Consider the following 16,529-nt stretch of genomic DNA (forward strand, 5'->3'; position numbering starts at 1 on the left):
GGGGGCGTAGCGGGGTTCCTCCATGCATCCTTCGTACGGCTGCCGATGCCCTGAGCGCGGACGGCCGCCCGTAGCCCTACCGCTCCGCCACCACCCGAAACCCGATCCCCGCCCCCCGCAGCCGCTCCGTCAGCGCATCCCCCATCGCCGTCACCGTCGTGACCTGGCCGGAGACCGGGGGGTTGGGGTCGAAGGCCAGGGAGAGGGCTGCCTCCGCGAAGATCTTGGCCGTTTCGTCGTAGCCGGGGTCGCCGCCGGTGACCTCGGTGTAGACGCGGTGGCCGTCGCCCTCGCCGATGAAGCGGACGCGGAACCAACTGCGGGCACGGCGTTCGGGGCTGGGTCCTTCGCCGGGGCGGAGGCGGGCGGAGAGCCAGTGGCGGACGGGTGGGAGCTGGGCGGCGGTCGCGAGGGCGCCGACGGCGGCGATGCCGCCCGCCGCTACGGGGAGGTGGCGTACGGCGGCGTAGTGGCGGTAGCGGAAGTCGGGGCCGTAGCGGTCGAGGGAGCGGGCGGAGCGGCGGACGATCTGGGGGTCGATGGTGGGCAGCGGGAGCGCCCAGGCGCCGATCTCCCCGGCGTAGCGCGGGGCGCCGATCGGGGCGGTCGCCCGGCGCCCGAGGAGGCGGGGCTCGTGGCGGGCGCGGTCGCGGGCGGCGGCCAGCATCCGTCCGCCGCGCGCGAACTGACCCAGCGCGGAGGTCAGGGTGCCGCCGGAGAAGGACGCGTCCACCGTCACGAACCCGTCCACGGTCAGCGGCACCCCCTCGGGCAACTGCCGGACCGTGAAGTACGCGCCCAGGTCGTGCGGCACCGAGTCGAAGCCGCACGCGTGCACCAGACGGGCGCCGGTCTCCCGCGCGCGGGCGTCGTGCCGTACGTACACCAGGTCCACGAACTCCGGCTCGCCGGTGAGGTCGAGGTAGTCGGTGCCGGTGTCCGCGCAGGCGGCGACCAGGTCCTCGCCGTAGGTGACGTACGGGCCGACGGTCGTCGCCACCACGCGCGCCTGTTCGGCGAGGGCGCGGAGGGTGGCCGGTTCGTGTACGTCCGCCTTCAGCACCCCGACGCCCTCGCCGCCCGGCAGCTCCGCGCGCAGTCGCTCCAGGCGCGCCTCGTCGCGGCCCGCCATCGCCCAGCGCAGTCCCTCAGGGGCGTGTGCGGCGAGATAGCGCGCGGTCAGGGTGCCGACGAAGCCGGTGGCTCCGAAGAGCACGATGTCGTAGGGACGGTCCGTCGTTTTCACCCTGCTCATGACACCCCTGCTCATGACTTCCCTTGGTGGTACAGCCCGCGCCGCGCCGGTCGGCCGAGGCTAGCGTGAGTGGTGCGGACCACGACCGGCGGGCCGGAGGCGGTGGCGCGGGTGCCCGGGAATACCCGGAAGAAGCGGGCGAAGCCCGTCGGGCACTCGGCTAAGCGCTCGCTCGTTCAGGTCTTGTGCCCGGTGGAACGTCTTCCTAGCATCACCGGTGTTACATCGGTTGTGTCACACACGCTTGGGGGCTGACGGCATGACGACGGCAACGACGCCGGGGCAGGGCCCGCTCACCGGTGTGCGCGTGGTGGAGCTGGCCGGCATCGGTCCGGGTCCCTTCGCCGCGATGCTCCTTGCCGACCTCGGCGCGGACGTGGTCCGGGTGGACCGTCCGGGCGGTGCCGGACTCGGCGTCGACCCGGCGTACGACGTGACGAACCGCAACAAGCGCTCCGTCGTCCTCGATCTCAAGGACCCGGAAGGACCCGCGCGCGTGCTCGACCTCGCCGAGCGCGCCGACGTCCTGATCGAGGGCTACCGCCCGGGCGTCGCCGAGCGCCTCGGCGTCGGTCCCGCCGACTGCCACGCCCGCAACCCCCGTCTGGTCTACGGCCGCATGACCGGCTGGGGGCAGGAAGGACCGCTCGCCCAGCGCGCGGGTCACGACGCGGCGTACATCGCCCTCACCGGCACCCTCGGCATGATCGGCCGCCCCGGCGAGCCCCCCGCCCTGCCCGCCAACCTCCTCGGGGACTACGCGGGCGGCGCCCTCTACCTCGTCGTCGGCGTCCTCGCCGGCCTCCACCACGCCCGCGAGAGCGGCACCGGGCAGGTCGTGGACGCCGCGATCGTGGACGGCACCGCCCACCTCTCCGCCATGATCCACGGCATGCTCGCGGCGGGCGCCTGGCAGGACCGCCGCGCCGCCAACCTGCTGGACGGCGGCTGCCCGTACTACGGCACGTACGAGACCGCCGACGGCGGGTACATGGCGGTGGGCGCCCTGGAGGCGCGGTTCTACGGCGAGTTCCTGCGCCTGCTCGGCCTGGACGGGCTGGAGACCGCCCACCACGACCTCACCCGCTGGCCCGAGCTGCGCGAGCGGATCGCGGCGCGCTTCAAGTCCCGTACGCGTGAGGAGTGGACGGCGGTCTTCGCGGACTCCGACGCCTGCGTGGCCCCCGTGCTGTCCCTGACCGAAGCCCCGCACCACCCCCACCTCGCCGCGCGCGGCACCTTCACCGACCACGCGGGGCTCACCCAGCCCGCTCCCGCCCCTCGGTTCTCCGCCACCCCCACCACCGTCCGCACCGGCCCCGCCCTGCCGGGCACCGGCACATCGGAGGTCGCCCGGGAGTGGGGCATCCCCGCCCTGGACGACCGGCACGACGACCAGCACGACGACCGCCACGACAGCCGCCTCGCAGGCGCCGACTGACAGCGGCGACCCCCGCGACAGCCCCTCCCGGCCCACCCTCCCGAAAGGCACCCCAGTGAGCAGCGAAGCGTACGTGTACGACGCGATCCGCACCCCGCGCGGCCGCGGCAAGGCGAACGGCGCCCTGCACGGCACCAAGCCCATCGACCTCGTCACCGGTCTCATCCGTGAACTGCAGGGCCGCAACCCGGACCTGGACCCGGCCGCCGTCGACGACATCGTGCTCGGCGTCGTCGGTCCCGTCGGCGACCAGGGCTCGGACATCGCCCGGATCGCCGCCGTCGCCGCGGGACTCCCGGACACCGTGGCGGGCGTGCAGGAGAACCGCTTCTGTGCCTCGGGTCTGGAAGCCGTCAACATGGCCGCCGCCAAGATCCGTTCCGGCTGGGAGGACCTGGTCCTCGCGGGCGGCGTCGAGTCGATGTCCCGGGTGCCGATGGCCTCGGACGGCGGCGCCTGGTTCAACGACCCGATGACCAACCTGGCCACCAACTTCGTGCCCCAGGGCATCGGCGCCGACCTCATCGCCACCATCGAGGGCTTCTCCCGCCGCGACGTGGACGAGTACGCGGCGCTGTCCCAGGAGCGCGCCGCCACCGCGATCAAGGAGGGCCGCTTCGAGCGCTCCCTCGTCCCGGTCAGGGACCGCGCGGGTCTGACCGTCCTCGACCACGACGAGCACCCGCGCCCCGGCACCACCGCCGACTCCCTCGCGAAGCTCAAGCCGTCCTTCGCGGACATCGGCGAACTCGGCGGCTTCGACGCGGTCGCGCTGCAGAAGTACCACTGGGTCGAGAAGATCGACCACGTCCACCACGCGGGCAACTCCTCCGGCATCGTGGACGGCGCCTCCCTGGTCGCCATCGGCTCGCGCGAGGTGGGGGAGCGGTACGGTCTCACCCCGCGCGCCCGGATCGTCTCCGCCGCCGTCTCCGGCTCCGAGCCCACCATCATGCTCACCGGTCCCGCCCCCGCGACCCGCAAGGCGCTCGCCAAGGCGGGGCTGACCATCGACGACATCGACCTGGTCGAGATCAACGAGGCGTTCGCCGCCGTCGTGCTCCGCTTCGTCAAGGACATGGGTCTGTCCCTGGACAAGGTCAACGTCAACGGCGGCGCCATCGCGCTCGGCCACCCCCTCGGCGCCACCGGCGCGATGATCCTCGGCACCCTCGTGGACGAACTGGAGCGCCAGGACAAGCGCTACGGCCTGGTCACCCTGTGCGTGGGCGGCGGCATGGGCATCGCCACGATCATCGAGCGCATCTGAACTCCCGGCGGAATCAGCGGAATCAGCGCAATCAGCGGGATCTGCGGGATCTGCGCCATCAAGAGACTTCTACGGAGACGACTGTCATGACCGAGAGCACCACCATCCGCTGGGAACAGGACGACACCGGTGTCGTCACCCTCGTCCTCGACGATCCCGGCCAGTCCGCGAACACCATGAACCAGGCGTTCCGCGACTCCCTCGCCGCGATCACCGACCGCCTGGAGGCAGAGAAGGACTCGATCCGGGGTGTCGTCCTCACCTCCGCCAAGAAGACCTTCTTCGCGGGCGGCGACCTGCGCGACCTGATCCGGGTCACCCCCGAGACCGTGCAGGACCTCTACGACGGCGGCCTCGCCATCAAGCGGAACCTGCGCCGCATCGAGACCCTGGGCGTCCCGGTCGTCGCCGCGATCAACGGCGCGGCGCTCGGCGGCGGCTTCGAGATCGCCCTCGCCTGCCACCACCGCATCGCCCTGGACGCCCCCGGCTCCCGCATCGGCTGCCCCGAGGTCACCCTCGGTCTGCTGCCCGGCGGCGGTGGCGTGGTCCGTACGGTACGGCTGCTCGGCATCACCGACGCGCTGCTGAAGGTGCTGCTCCAGGGCACCCAGTACAACCCGCGCCGCGCGCTCGACAACGGCCTCGTGCACGAGGTGGCCGAGACGCCCGAGGAGCTGATCGCGAAGGCGCGCGCCTTCATCGACGCCAACCCGGAGTCCAGGCAGCCCTGGGACCAGCCCGGTTACCGCATCCCCGGCGGCACCCCGGCCAACCCCAAGTTCGCCGCCAACCTGCCCGCCTTCCCCGCGTCCCTGCGCAAGCAGACCAACGGCGCGCCCTACCCGGCGCCGCGCAACATCCTCGCCGCCGCCGTCGAGGGCGCCCAGGTCGACTTCGAGACCGCGCAGCTCATCGAGGCGCGCTACTTCGCGGAGCTGGCCGCCGGGCAGACCTCGAAGAACATGATCCAGGCGTTCTTCTTCGACCTCCAGGCCGTCAACTCCGGCGCCAACCGCCCGAAGGGCATCGAGCCGCGCCAGGTCCGCAAGGTCGCCGTGCTCGGCGCGGGCATGATGGGCGCGGGCATCGCCTACTCGTGCGCGCGCGCCGGGATCGAGGTCGTCCTCAAGGACGTCGCCCTGGAGGCGGCTATCAAGGGCAAGGGCTACTCCGAGAAGCTGTGCGCCAAGGCCGTCGCCAAGGGCCGTACCAGCCAGGAGAAGGCGGACGCCCTGCTGGCGCGCATCACCCCGACCGCCGACGTGGCCGACCTCGCGGGCTGCGACGCGGTGATCGAGGCGGTCTTCGAGGACACCGCCCTCAAGCACAAGGTGTTCCAGGAGATCCAGTCCGTCGTCGAACCCGACGCGCTGCTGTGCTCCAACACCTCCACGCTCCCCATCACCGCGCTGGCCGAAGGCGTCGAGCGGCAGGGCGACTTCATCGGGCTGCACTTCTTCTCGCCGGTCGACAAGATGCCGCTGGTCGAGATCATCAAGGGCGAGCGCACCGGCGACGAGACCCTCGCCCGCGCCTTCGATCTGGTCCGCCAGATCAACAAGACCCCGATCGTCGTCAACGACTCCCGCGGCTTCTTCACCTCCCGGGTGATCGGCCACTTCATCAACGAGGGCGTCGCCATGGTCGGCGAGGGCGTCGAACCCGCCTCGGTGGAGCAGGCGGCGGCCCAGGCGGGCTACCCCGCGAAGGTCCTCTCCCTCATGGACGAGCTGACCCTCACCCTCCCGCGCAAGATCCGCGCCGAGACCCGCCGCGCGGTGGAGGAGGCGGGCGGCACCTGGACCCCGCACCCCGCCGACGAGGTCGTGGACCGCCTGGTGGACGAGTTCCACCGCCCCGGCCGCAGCGGCGGAGCCGGTTTCTACGACTACGAGGACGGCAAGCGCGCGGGTCTCTGGCCGGGACTGCGCGAGCACTTCACCAAGCCGGGGTACGAGATCCCGTTCCGCGACATGCAGGAGCGGATGCTGTTCTCCGAGGCACTGGACACCGTCCGCCTCCTGGAGGAGGGCGTCCTGACCTCCGTCGCCGACGCCAACATCGGCTCCATCCTCGGTATCGGCTTCCCCGGCTGGACCGGCGGAGTCCTGCAGTACATCAACGGCTACGAGGGCGGTCTGCCCGGCTTCGTGGCCCGGGCGCGGGAGCTGGCGGAGCGCTACGGCGACCGCTTCGACCCGCCCGCGCTGCTGGTGGAGAAGGCGGAGCGGGGGGAGACCTTCACGGACGGCCGCTGACGACGCGTAGACGGGGTGTGTCCCGGAGGCCCTTGGCCTCCGGGACACACCCCGCGTCGGTATCCGGCGCGGCGACGGTCCGAGGCGCCCTGGTTTCAGGCGAACGTGCGCCGGTACGTCTGCGGGCTGACACCCGTGGTGCGTTTGAAACGGTCGCGGAAGCTGGTGGGTGAGGCGAAGCCGACCTGGTGGCCGATGCGTTCGACGGAGTGCTCCGTCGTCTCCAGCAGATGCTGGGCCTGGCGGATGCGGGCCCGGTGGAGCCACTGGAGCGGGGTGGTGCCGGTCTGGTCGCGGAAACGGCGGATCAGGGTCCGGGTGCTGGTACCGGCCCGCCCGGCGATGTCCGCGAGGGTGAGATCGCGCGCCAGGTTCTCCCGCAGCCAGGTGAGCAGCGCCTCCAGCTCGGAGCCCTGCGGTGTGGGCGCGTGGTCGTGGACGATGAACTGCGCCTGCCCGCCCTCCCGTTCGAGCGGCATCACCGACAGCCGGGCGGAGTCGGCGGCGACCGCCGAGCCGTAGTCGCGGCGGATCATGTGCAGACACAGGTCCAGACCCGCGGCCGCCCCGGCCGAGGTGAGGAACTGGCCGTTGTCGACGTAGAGGACGTCCGGGTCGACGTCGAGGGCGGGATAGGTCGCGGCCAGCAGCCCTGCCGCACGCCAGTGGGTCGTCACGCGCAGCCCGTCGAGGAGCCCGGTCGCGGCCAGCGGGAAGGTGCCCACGCAGATGGAGGCGATCCGCGTGCCGTCGGCGGCGGCCGACCGCAGCGCGTCCCGTACGGCGGGAGAGAGGGGAGCGGTGGGTTCGCCGACGCCCGGCACGATGATCGTGTCCGCGCCCCGGAGACCCTCAAGACCCCAGGGCGCGCGCAGGGCGAAGGCTCCGGCGTCGATCTCCTCGCGCTCGGCGCACACCCGGACCTGGTAACCGGGACGCCCGTCGGGCAGGCGGGTCCGCGAGAAGACCTCGACCGGGGTGGACAGATCGAACGGAATCACCTGATCGAGCGCGAGAACGGCGACGGTGTGCATGGCCGGAACCTACCTCCTCACCGGTTGACGATCCCGGCTCCAGCAGCCGGTAGACCCCACACAACCGCAGCTCCACGCTTTCCTGAAGCTCTTGGCACTATCCCGTTGAAACCTGTCACCAGTGCCACTGGGCGAGCACGGTGACAGCCGGTTGACTTCGAGGCGCCCGGTGGAAAGCGACCTCGGAGGAACCTCCATGCACGTCCAGATTGTCCTGTTCGACGACTTCGACCCGCTCGACGTCATCGCCCCCTACGAGGTGCTGCACGCGGGAGGCGCGGCGTCGGACGGCGCGGTGAGCGTCGAACTCGTCTCCGCGGAGGGACCTCGTGAGGTGATCAGCGGCACCGGAGGACTGGCACTGCGCGCCACCGGCGCCCTCGACCTGGAGCGCGCGGACATGATCCTGGTGCCCGGCGCCTCCGGTCTCGCGGGCACACCCGGCGAGGTCCCGGAGGAGGAGGTGGGCGCCGGTGAACGGACGCAGGACGAGTTCATCCCCGTACGGCTCGGCCGCATCCTGGCCACCGGGCTCCCCGCGCTCCTCAAGCAGGCCATGGCGGACCCGGACATCACGGTCGCCACCGTCTGCGGCGGCTCCCTCGTCCTGGCCATGGCGGGGCTGCTGGAGGGGCGTCACGCCACCACCCACCACCTGGGTCTCGACATGCTGGACGCCACCGGCGCCCACGCGGTCCGCGCCCGCGTCGTCGACGACGGCGACCTGATCACCGGCGCCGGGGTCACCTCCGGGCTCGACCTGGGGCTATATCTGCTGGAGCGCGAGGTGGGTCCCCGGGTCGCGCACGCGGTCGAAGAACTCTTCGCCTACGAGCGGCGCGGCACCGTCTGGCGACCCCAGGGCCCGGCGCCCACCGCCTTCTGAACCCCCGGCCCCACGCAGGCCGCTCGCGCACTCTCTCCCCTCCCACCGTCAGAAAGAACATCGGCATGTCCGTCGAAGGCACCTGGTACCTGACCGTCTCCACCCCCATCGGCAAGATCAAGCCCTTGGTCGAACTCCGTGAGCGGGACGGCGTCCTGACCGGCGTCGCCCACGGAACCGGGGAGGAGGTACCGCTCGACGACATCACCCTCGACGGCGACCGGCTCACCTGGAGGCAAGCCGTCACCAAACCCCTGCGGCTGAACCTCGCCTTCGACGTGACGGTCGACGGCGACACCCTCCAGGGCATCTCCCGGGCCGGCCGCCTTCCCTCCTCGAAGGTCACCGGCGAGCGTCGAGCCGAGCGGGAGCACCAGGCGTGACCAAGCTCCTGCTGTCCCTGCACGTCCTGGCCGCCCTGGTCGCGATCGGACCGGTCACCGTCGCCGCGAGCATGTTCCCGGCGACGCTGCGCCGCGTACTCGGCGACGACGCCGACGCGGACGCCCGCACAACGCTGCGGACACTGCACCGCATCTGCCGCGTCTACGCGGGCATCGGCATCGCCGTCCCCCTCTTCGGCTTCGTCACCGCCGAGAGCCTCGGCGTCCTCGGCGACGCCTGGCTGATCACCTCGATGCTGCTGACCGCCGCGGCTGCCGTAATCCTGGCCCTCCTGATCCTCCCCGCCCAGGAGGACGCCCTGACCACGACAACGGACCCCGCCACCGCGCCCCCGACTCCCCTGAACCCGGCCCGCCTCGCCATGTTCACCGGTGTCTTCAACCTGCTCTGGGCCACGGTCACCGTCCTGATGATCATCCGCCCCGGCTCGACGACGGGGGCGTGACCGCGGGGGCGGACCGAGTCGCCCGCGCGGAAAAGGGAGTTGAGGATCAGCGCCCCGCTGCTATCGTGCGCCGAATGTCACCGATCAGGCAGGTCCAGGTCACCTTCGACTGTGCGGAACCCGAGCGGGTCGCTCGCTTCTGGTGCGAGGTGTTGGGGTACGTCGTACCGCCGCCGCCCGAGGGGTTCGAGAGCTGGGCGGCGTTCGAGCGGTCGTTGCCGGTCGAACGGCAGGGGGCGGCGTTCGTCTGTATGGATCCCACGGGGGCGGGACCGCGGATGTACTTCCAGCGGGTTCCCGAGGGGAAGGTCGTCAAGAACCGGGTGCATCTCGATGTGCGGGTGGGCACCGGGCTGGTGGGGGAGGAGCGGCTGGCCGTGCTGGAGGCAGAGTGCGCGCGGCTGGTCGCGCTCGGGGCGCGGCGCGAGCGGCTGCTGCGGGCCGACGGCGAGAACGAGTCGTGCATCGTGATGCAGGACGTCGAGGGCAACGAGTTCTGCCTGGACTGAGGCTTACGCGTCCCGCCGGAGGTCCCGCACCTCACCCAGCCCCCGGAACCCCGCCGACCGGTACGTCGCCACGGCTCCCGCGTTCGCGCTCGGCGTGCAGACCCGCGCGCTCGACGCCCCCAGCTCCCGCAGCGCGACCGCCGCGGCGAGGGTGACGGCACGCCCGTAGCCGCGACCGCGGTGCCGCCGGTGCACCCCCAGCGGCTCCAGCAGTCCGGGTCTGCCCGGACCGGCCGACCACACCGTCACCATCGCCACCGCGGTGTCCTGGTCGTCGTAGGCGAGGAGACACCGGGCGTCGGCGTACGCCGGTCCGGTGGCCATCGCGTGCCAGTGCGCGGAGGCGAAAGCCGACCCTTCGAAGGCGGCGCGCTGTACGGCGGCGCGGACCTGCGCCAGCGACGGGCCGACCGTCTCGATCCGTACACCGGGATCGTCCACCGGCTCCGCGAGGTCGCGGTGCAGCGGTGTCCACGGCTCGTCGGGCTGCCAGCCGTCCGCCAGGAGCAGGTCGCGGACCAGCGTGCCCGGGGACGCCTCGACGTACGCCCGCCCCGTCGGCAGTCCCCCGCGTTCCGGCGCCGCCAGGTCGGTCACCAGCTTCCGCGCCAGCTCCTCGTCCCGCCACGCGCCCGGCGCGATCGCCAGCCGCAGCAGCCCGGGTCCGTCCAGCAGTCCGACGGCGAGGACCCGGTTGTCGCGGCTCCAGGTCCGTACCGCCGCTGCCGTCGCCTCTGCGCCGTAGCGCCGGAACCAGCCCAGGTCCCCGGGGTGCAACTGCGTCGGAGCCCCGTCGGACTGCCACCCCCGCAGCGCGCCCTCGGCGTCGGTCAGCTCGTCGATCCCCGGCTTGCCCAGCGCGATGGCCATGCCGTCGATGACACACCACGGGGCGGGCGGTCCGCAGCGGGTTTTCTACTCCGCGTCCTCCACGTCCTCCGCCCCCGCCTCCGACAGCCACTGCCGCACCTCCCGCTTCAGCGACCGCTGGAACGTCGTCAGCAGCGCCTGCACCACCAGCGGCTGCATGTGCGCCGACAGGGAGCGGACGTCCCGCGCGTCCCGCTCCGTCACCGCGCCCCGCAGCAGGTCGGAGAGTTCGCGGGCGGCGGCGCGGGAGTGGTCGAGGAGGGCGGTGCGGGCGGCGAGGATCACCTCGTGGGAGAGGGGGACGTCCAGGAGGCGTACGCCGAGGCGCAGGAGACCGGCGTCCACGCGCCAGTCGTCGCCCTCGGGGGCGAGGACGTCCATCGCGGCGAGGCGGCGCAGGTCCTCGTCGTCCAGCGGGCGCCCGGCCCGGCGCTCCAGGTCCGCCCGCGAGAGCGTCTCCACCGCCTCGGGCGCCCATGAGGAGACCACCGCGCGGTGCACGGCGAGGTCCTGGTCGGAAAGATCGGCGGGGAGCCGTTCCAGATACCGCTCGATCCCGGCGAGGGTCAGCCCCTGGAGCTGGAGTTCCTCGATCAGCGCGAGCCGGGCCAGGTGCTCGCGGCCGTAGCGGCCCACCCGGCGCGGACCTATCACCGGGGGCGGGAGCAGCCCCCGGGTGCCGTAGAAACGGACCGTGCGCACGCTGACGCCGGACCGCGCGGCCAGCTCGTCGATCGTGAGGGCGGGTTCCTCGGCCTCGGTCGTCATGCGCGGCAGCCCTCGGTCGTCGTGCGCCCATCCTCGGTCGTCATGCGCAGCAGTATCGCCGCCGTACCGGTGCTGTGAAAGCCGGGGAGGATGTGTGAGAAGTACCGCTCTGTGACGTGGACCACCGCATTACGGGTGATCTCTCTGGGAAGCTGCTGCCTTGGTCTGAACCGCGACACACCGAGGCGGGGCGGACCGAATTGTCAGGACCCCGGGCCCAGGTCCGGGCGCACCAGAGAGTGGAACGACCCGTGAGCAAGGAAGCCGTGGAATCGGCACCGGCCGCCGTACAGGCGGCCCAGGCGTCCCAGACGCCCGCGGACGCGGGCGACGCCGGATACAGCAAGGACCTCAAGGCCCGACACGTCAACATGATCGCCATCGGCGGTGCCATCGGCACCGGCCTGTTCCTGGGCGCCGGTGGCCGTCTGCACAACGCGGGCCCCGCGCTCGCGATCGCCTACCTGGTCTGCGGCGTGTTCGCCTTCTTCGTCGTGCGGGCGCTCGGCGAGCTGGTCCTGTACCGCCCCTCCTCGGGCTCCTTCGTGTCGTACGCGCGCGAGTTCCTCGGGGAGAAGGGCGCCTACGTCGCCGGCTGGATGTACTTCCTGAACTGGTCGACCACCGGCATCGCGGACATCACCGCGATCGCGCTCTACACGCACTACTGGAGCATGTTCACGCCCATCCCGCAGTGGGTGCTGGCGCTGATCGCCCTCGCGGTGGTCCTCGCCGTGAACCTGATCTCGGTGAAGATCTTCGGCGAGATGGAGTTCTGGTTCGCGATCATCAAGGTCGCGACACTGGTCGGCTTCATGTTCGTCGGCATCTTCCTGCTGGCCACCCAGCACGACGTGGGCGGCCACCAGCCCGGTCTGAGCGTCATCACCGACCACGGCGGCATCTTCCCGCACGGCATGATGCCCGTCGTCCTGGTCATGCAGGGCGTGATCTTCGCGTACGCCGCGCTCGAACTGGTCGGCGTCGCCGCCGGTGAGACCGAGAAGCCCGAGAAGGTCGTCCCGCGCGCGGTGAACTCGATCATGTGGCGCGTGGGCGTGTTCTACGTCGGCTCGGTCGTGCTGCTCGCGCTGCTGCTGCCCGGTTCGGTGTACTCCGCCGACCAGAGCCCGTTCGTCACCGTGCTGTCCAAGATCGGCATTCCGGCGGCCGGTGACGTGATGAACCTGGTCGTGCTGACCGCCGCCATGTCCTCGCTGAACTCCGGTCTGTACTCCACGGGCCGCATCCTGCGCTCCATGGCGACGGCCGGTTCCGCGCCGAAGTTCACCGCCCGGATGAACCGCAGCCAGGTCCCCTACGGCGGCATCCTGCTGACCTGCGCGGTCTGCGTGCTCGGCGTCGGTCTGAACTACCTCGTGCCCAGCCAGGCGTTCGAGATCGTGCTGAACGTCGCCTCCCTCGGCATCATCAGCACCTGGGTGATCATCATGATCTGCCACATGATCTTCGTCCGCCGCGCCCGCGCGGGCCAGGTCACCCGGCCGCACTTCCAGCTCAAGTTCAGCCCGGTCACCGAGATCGCCACGATCGTCTTCCTGCTGGTCTGCCTCGGCATGATGTGGAACGACCCGGACGTGGGCCGCAAGACCCTGCTGCTCATCCCGGTCATCGCGGTGCTGCTGGTCGCGGGCTGGTACGGGGTGCGGGGCCGGGTGCGCCGCAACGCGGCCGAGGAGCCGGCGGAACTGGCGAAGTAGCCGTTGCCGGGGCTGCCCGCGCCCCGTGAAAACGCAGGTCGGCGCCGTTGTCAGTGGCCGCCGCTACGGTGGCGTCATGTCGGAGATCGTTTCGGGGATCGCTTACGTCCGGGGTGACGCCACCGAGCCGTGTGCGGACGGCGCACGGGTGATCGCCCACGTCTGCAACGACACCGACCTCTGGGTCGCCAACATGATCGGCCGGTATGGCGTCGGAACACCCGGCGCGAACGCCCCCGCCCTCGACCGTCTCGCCGGTCAGGTGATCGAACTCGGTGCCTCCGTGCACATGCCTCGCATAGGCTGCGGCCTGGCGGGCGGGACCTGGCCGCACGTGGAGCCGCTCATCGCCGGGCGGCTGGTGCGGCGGGGCATCGCGGTGGCGGTGTACGACCACGGGGAGGGCGGTCCATGACCGTGCGGGACGGGATCGACGTACTGGTGCTCGGCGGAGCCGGGGTGGACACGATCGTGCCGGTCCCCGAGCTGCCGCTGCCCTACGCCGACAGCTACATGATCGACTCCGGCATCCGCACCCGCGCCGGACAGACCGGCGACTTCGTCGCCCTGAGCCTCGCCGCCCTCGGTCTGCGCGTCCACCACCTCGACCTGCTCGGCGACGACCCCGAGGGCGACCTCGTCCGCACCCTGCACACCGACCACGGCATCGCCCTGACCGCGCTCCCGCAACCCGCCGGGACGAAACGCGCGGTCAACCTGGTGGGTCCCGACGGCCGCCGCCTCTCCCTCTACGACACGAGCCGCGCCCGCCCCGACGACCGCTTCCCGCCGGAGGTGCTGCGCCCCCTCGCCTCGGCCGCCCGACACGTCCACGTGACGATCACCCACCCCTGCGCCGAGGCACTGCCCCTCCTCCTGGAGACAGGCGCCCCCCTCTCCACCGACCTCCACGACTGGGACGGCGAGAACCCCTACCACGAGCCCTTCGCCCTCGCCGCCGACCTCGTCTTCCTCTCCGCCACCGCCCTGTCCGACCCCGAGTCCACGATGCGCCGCATCGCGACCCACGGTCGCGCCCGAACCGTCGTCGCCACAGCGGGAGCCCAGGGCGCCCACCTCCTCACGAACGGCACCCTGACCCACATACCCCCCGCCACCCCACCCGCCCCGGTCACGGACTCCAACGGCGCGGGCGACGCCTTCGCAGCCGCCTTCCTCCACGGCCACCTGAACGGCGAGCCCCCGGAGCGCTGCGCCCGCTACGGCGCGGTCGCGGGAGCGTACGCGTGCACGGTCCCGGCGGACCGCACGGACGCCATCGACCGGGCGGCGCTGCTCGCGGGGACGGCGGATCCGGCGGGGCGGACCACCGGCTGAGAGCCGGGATTCGGTCCCCCGGGAAGCGGCGCGGCCGTCCCGCGCTCTCGCCAGACACCGGGACCGCCTGATTTCATCGCCGTATGACTTCGTTCGACGACATGCGGAACCACTGGTGGTGGCGGCCCGACTGGAGCGAGGGCCGCCGCTTCTACACCTGGCACCTCACGTTCGAGGGTCAGCGGGATCTCCACCGGCTCGCCGCCGAGTACCGCTCCGCGCTCGCCCCGCTCGGAGACGCGTTCACGCTCGTCCCGGACCGATGGCTGCATCTGACGATGCAGGGGATCGGCTTCGTGGACGAGGTCAAGGAACGGGACGCGCGGGCCGTCGCCGACGCGGCCGGAGAGCACCTGGCCGCCATCCCCGCCTTCGACGTGCAGCTCGGCCCGCACGTGCCGGACCCGGAAGCCGTCGTGCTGCCCGTCCACCCGGACGGTCCCGTGCACGCCGTCCGCAGTGCGATCCGCAGCGCGATCGGGGACGTCCTGACCGAGGTCCCGGAGAACGCCGACGGCTTCACCCCGCACGTCTCGGTTGCCTACAGCGCGAGCGACGGTCCGGCGGGACCCGTCTTCCAGGCGCTCGACGGGCGCGACTTCACCCCGGCCCGCGCCCGGATCACCCACGCCGACCTGATCGTGCTCCACCGCGACCACCAGATGTACGAGTGGGAGCCCTTCGCCTCGGTGCCCCTGGGCTAGCCGCGAGCCGAGCCGAGCCGAACCGAACCCACCCGTTCCGGCCGACCGCGTGGACGCGACCGGCCGGAACGGGCTGCTCAGTGCCCGTGCACGTCGTTCGTCGCCTCGATCTTCTTCCAGGACTTCGGCTGGGTCACCTGCGCGGCGCTGCGGGCCAGGGAAGCGCCCGTCGCGGGCGAGCCCGGCTTCGTCGGTTCGAAGAGCCAGGTGTCGAAGAGGGACGACAGCGGCTTGCCGGAGATCTGTTCGGCGTAGCGCTGGAAGTCGGCGACCGAGGCGTTGCCGTAGGCGTGAGCCCGGGGCCAGCCCTTGAGGATCGTGAAGAAGGCGTCGTCGCCCACGGCGTGGCGCAGGGCTTCGATGGCGAGGGCGCCGCGGTCGTAGACGGCGAGGTCGAACTGGCCGTCCGCGCCGGGGTCGCCCGGCTTGACCGTCCAGAAGGCGTCGTCGGCCGGGTGGGAGGCGTAGACGTAGTCGGCCAGTTCGCGGGTGGTGCCCTCGCCCTCGTGCTCGGACCAGAGCCACTGGGCGTAGCGGGCGAACCCCTCGTTGATCCAGATGTCCTTCCAGCCCTTGAGGGAGACGTCGTCGCCGTACCACTGGTGGGCCAGCTCGTGCACGACCACCGAGGTGTTGGAGCCGGCCGCGAACTGCTTCGGGCTGTAGTAGACGCGGGTCTGGGTCTCCAGCGCGTAGCCGGTGGTGGTGTTGGGGACGTAGCCGCCCGCCGTCGCGAACGGATAGGGACCGAAGTAGCCGCTCAGCCAGTCCACCAGCTCGCCGGTGCGCTCCACGCTGGCGCGGGCGGCGCCGTCGTTGTCGCCGAGGTCCTTGCTGTAGGCGTTGATCACCGGCACCCCGCCCTCGGAGGTGGAGGTGGTGATGTCGAAGCGACCGAGGGCCAGAGTGGCCAGATAGGTCGCCTGGGGCTTGTCCTGGCGCCAGGTGTAGCGGGTCCAGCCCAGCTTCGAACTGGTCGACGTCAGCGCGCCGTTGGAGATCGCCTGGGTGCCGTCCGGGACGGCGACCGAGACGTCGTAGGTCGCCTTGTCGCTCGGGTGGTCGTTGCTCGGGAACCACCACCACGCGGACTCGGGCTCGTCGGCCGCCACCGCGCCGTCGGGCGTGCGGTGCCAGGTGGTGAAGCCGTACGCGCTCTTCGTGGACGGCACCCCGCTGTAGCGGACCACGACGGTGACCGGCGTCCCCTTCGGCAGCGGGGTTTTCGGCGTGACGACCAGCTCGTGCTCGCCGGAGGAGGCGAAGCCCGCCTTCACGCCGTTGACCCGCACCTCGCTCACATCCAGCAGGAAGTCCAGGTCGAAGCTGGAGAGGTCCTGGGTGGTCTTCGCCAGGACGGTCGCGGTGCCCTCCAGCTCGTCGGTCTTCGGTTGGTACTTCAGGCGGAGGTCGTAGTGCGAGACGTCGTAGCCGCCGTTGCCGTAGGACGGGTAGTAGGGGTCACCGATGCCCGGCGCGCCCGGCGCGAAGGTCGCGGCCGACGCCGGGACCGCCAGCAGGAGGGAGGCCGCGGCCAGCGCGCCCGGCGCGAAGATTCTGCGGTGCACGTCAGCTCCAAGTCGTCGGTAGGGAAAGTCTGTTCGGAGCCTATTGAGTCCCTG

16 protein-coding genes are annotated in these 16,529 nt (G+C 71.8%); 11 read left to right on the plus strand and 5 right to left on the minus strand.

Annotated features, from left to right (window positions below; all coding sequences use genetic code 11):
* Positions 1 to 76 precede the first annotated feature (76 nt).
* Complete coding sequence (locus tag IF655_RS27435) at positions 77 to 1,255, minus strand: trans-acting enoyl reductase family protein (RefSeq protein ID WP_199587820.1); 1,179 nt, start codon at positions 1,253 to 1,255, stop codon at positions 77 to 79.
* A gap of 259 nt (positions 1,256 to 1,514) precedes the next feature.
* Between IF655_RS27435 and IF655_RS27440 the strand changes: the two genes are divergently transcribed.
* From IF655_RS27440 to IF655_RS27450, 3 genes are all read left to right on the plus strand, one after another.
* Complete coding sequence (locus tag IF655_RS27440) at positions 1,515 to 2,696, plus strand: CaiB/BaiF CoA-transferase family protein (protein ID WP_206776510.1); 1,182 nt, start codon at positions 1,515 to 1,517, stop codon at positions 2,694 to 2,696.
* 55 nt (positions 2,697 to 2,751) lie between these two features.
* Positions 2,752 to 3,966: an acetyl-CoA C-acetyltransferase gene (locus tag IF655_RS27445; protein WP_199587821.1), complete on the plus strand. Its 1,215-nt coding sequence runs from the start codon at positions 2,752 to 2,754 to the stop codon at positions 3,964 to 3,966.
* 86 nt (positions 3,967 to 4,052) lie between these two features.
* Entirely contained in the window at positions 4,053 to 6,227 is a 2,175-nt protein-coding gene (locus tag IF655_RS27450; protein WP_199587822.1) for a 3-hydroxyacyl-CoA dehydrogenase NAD-binding domain-containing protein, read from the plus strand.
* Between the two features lie 95 nt (positions 6,228 to 6,322).
* On the opposite strand, the gene IF655_RS27455 is transcribed toward IF655_RS27450, so the two are convergent.
* Positions 6,323 to 7,261, minus strand: a complete 939-nt coding sequence (locus tag IF655_RS27455) for a GlxA family transcriptional regulator (RefSeq protein WP_199587823.1) — start codon at positions 7,259 to 7,261, stop codon at positions 6,323 to 6,325.
* A 196-nt stretch (positions 7,262 to 7,457) separates the two neighbouring features.
* On the opposite strand from IF655_RS27455, the gene IF655_RS27460 reads away from it, so the two are divergent.
* From IF655_RS27460 to IF655_RS27475, 4 genes are all read left to right on the plus strand, one after another.
* Complete coding sequence (locus IF655_RS27460) at positions 7,458 to 8,147, plus strand: DJ-1/PfpI family protein (RefSeq protein ID WP_199587824.1); 690 nt, start codon at positions 7,458 to 7,460, stop codon at positions 8,145 to 8,147.
* A gap of 65 nt (positions 8,148 to 8,212) precedes the next feature.
* Complete coding sequence (locus IF655_RS27465) at positions 8,213 to 8,530, plus strand: hypothetical protein (protein ID WP_199587825.1); 318 nt, start codon at positions 8,213 to 8,215, stop codon at positions 8,528 to 8,530.
* A complete protein-coding gene (locus tag IF655_RS27470) occupies positions 8,527 to 8,997 on the plus strand; it encodes a DUF2269 family protein (RefSeq protein ID WP_199587826.1) in 471 nt (156 codons plus the stop codon). The genes IF655_RS27465 and IF655_RS27470 overlap by 4 nt, the downstream gene beginning before the upstream one ends.
* 74 nt (positions 8,998 to 9,071) lie before the next feature.
* Positions 9,072 to 9,506 (plus strand): VOC family protein, encoded by a 435-nt coding sequence (locus IF655_RS27475; protein WP_199587827.1) that lies wholly within the window; start codon positions 9,072 to 9,074, stop codon positions 9,504 to 9,506.
* 3 nt (positions 9,507 to 9,509) lie between these two features.
* On the opposite strand, the gene IF655_RS27480 is transcribed toward IF655_RS27475, so the two are convergent.
* On the minus strand, positions 9,510 to 10,376 hold the full coding sequence (locus IF655_RS27480; protein ID WP_199587828.1) for a GNAT family N-acetyltransferase: 867 nt from the start codon (positions 10,374 to 10,376) through the stop codon (positions 9,510 to 9,512).
* A 45-nt stretch (positions 10,377 to 10,421) separates the two neighbouring features.
* Positions 10,422 to 11,144, minus strand: a complete 723-nt coding sequence (locus tag IF655_RS27485) for a MerR family transcriptional regulator (protein ID WP_199587829.1) — start codon at positions 11,142 to 11,144, stop codon at positions 10,422 to 10,424.
* A gap of 251 nt (positions 11,145 to 11,395) precedes the next feature.
* On the opposite strand from IF655_RS27485, the gene IF655_RS27490 reads away from it, so the two are divergent.
* The 4 genes from IF655_RS27490 to IF655_RS27505 all read left to right on the plus strand — a co-directional run bounded on the left by IF655_RS27490 (position 11,396) and on the right by IF655_RS27505 (position 14,907).
* The gene (locus tag IF655_RS27490) at positions 11,396 to 12,865 is read left to right on the plus strand and encodes an amino acid permease (protein ID WP_199587830.1); all 1,470 of its coding nucleotides are present in this window, start codon (positions 11,396 to 11,398) and stop codon (positions 12,863 to 12,865) included.
* A 76-nt stretch (positions 12,866 to 12,941) separates the two neighbouring features.
* On the plus strand, positions 12,942 to 13,280 hold the full coding sequence (locus tag IF655_RS27495) for a hypothetical protein (RefSeq protein WP_199587831.1): 339 nt from the start codon (positions 12,942 to 12,944) through the stop codon (positions 13,278 to 13,280).
* Positions 13,277 to 14,203 (plus strand): PfkB family carbohydrate kinase, encoded by a 927-nt coding sequence (locus IF655_RS27500; protein WP_199587832.1) that lies wholly within the window; start codon positions 13,277 to 13,279, stop codon positions 14,201 to 14,203. The genes IF655_RS27495 and IF655_RS27500 overlap by 4 nt, the downstream gene beginning before the upstream one ends.
* 83 nt (positions 14,204 to 14,286) lie before the next feature.
* Positions 14,287 to 14,907, plus strand: coding sequence for a 2'-5' RNA ligase family protein (locus IF655_RS27505; RefSeq protein ID WP_242488961.1), 621 nt, complete (start codon positions 14,287 to 14,289; stop codon positions 14,905 to 14,907).
* Between the two features lie 77 nt (positions 14,908 to 14,984).
* Here IF655_RS27505 and IF655_RS27510 read toward each other — a convergent pair whose 3' ends face one another.
* A complete protein-coding gene (locus IF655_RS27510; RefSeq protein ID WP_199587833.1) occupies positions 14,985 to 16,475 on the minus strand; it encodes a M1 family metallopeptidase in 1,491 nt (496 codons plus the stop codon).
* Positions 16,476 to 16,529: the final 54 nt, after the last annotated feature.

The sequence above is a fragment of the Streptomyces sp. DSM 110735 genome, from assembly GCF_016482685.1.
Lineage (GTDB): Bacteria > Actinomycetota > Actinomycetes > Streptomycetales > Streptomycetaceae > Streptomyces.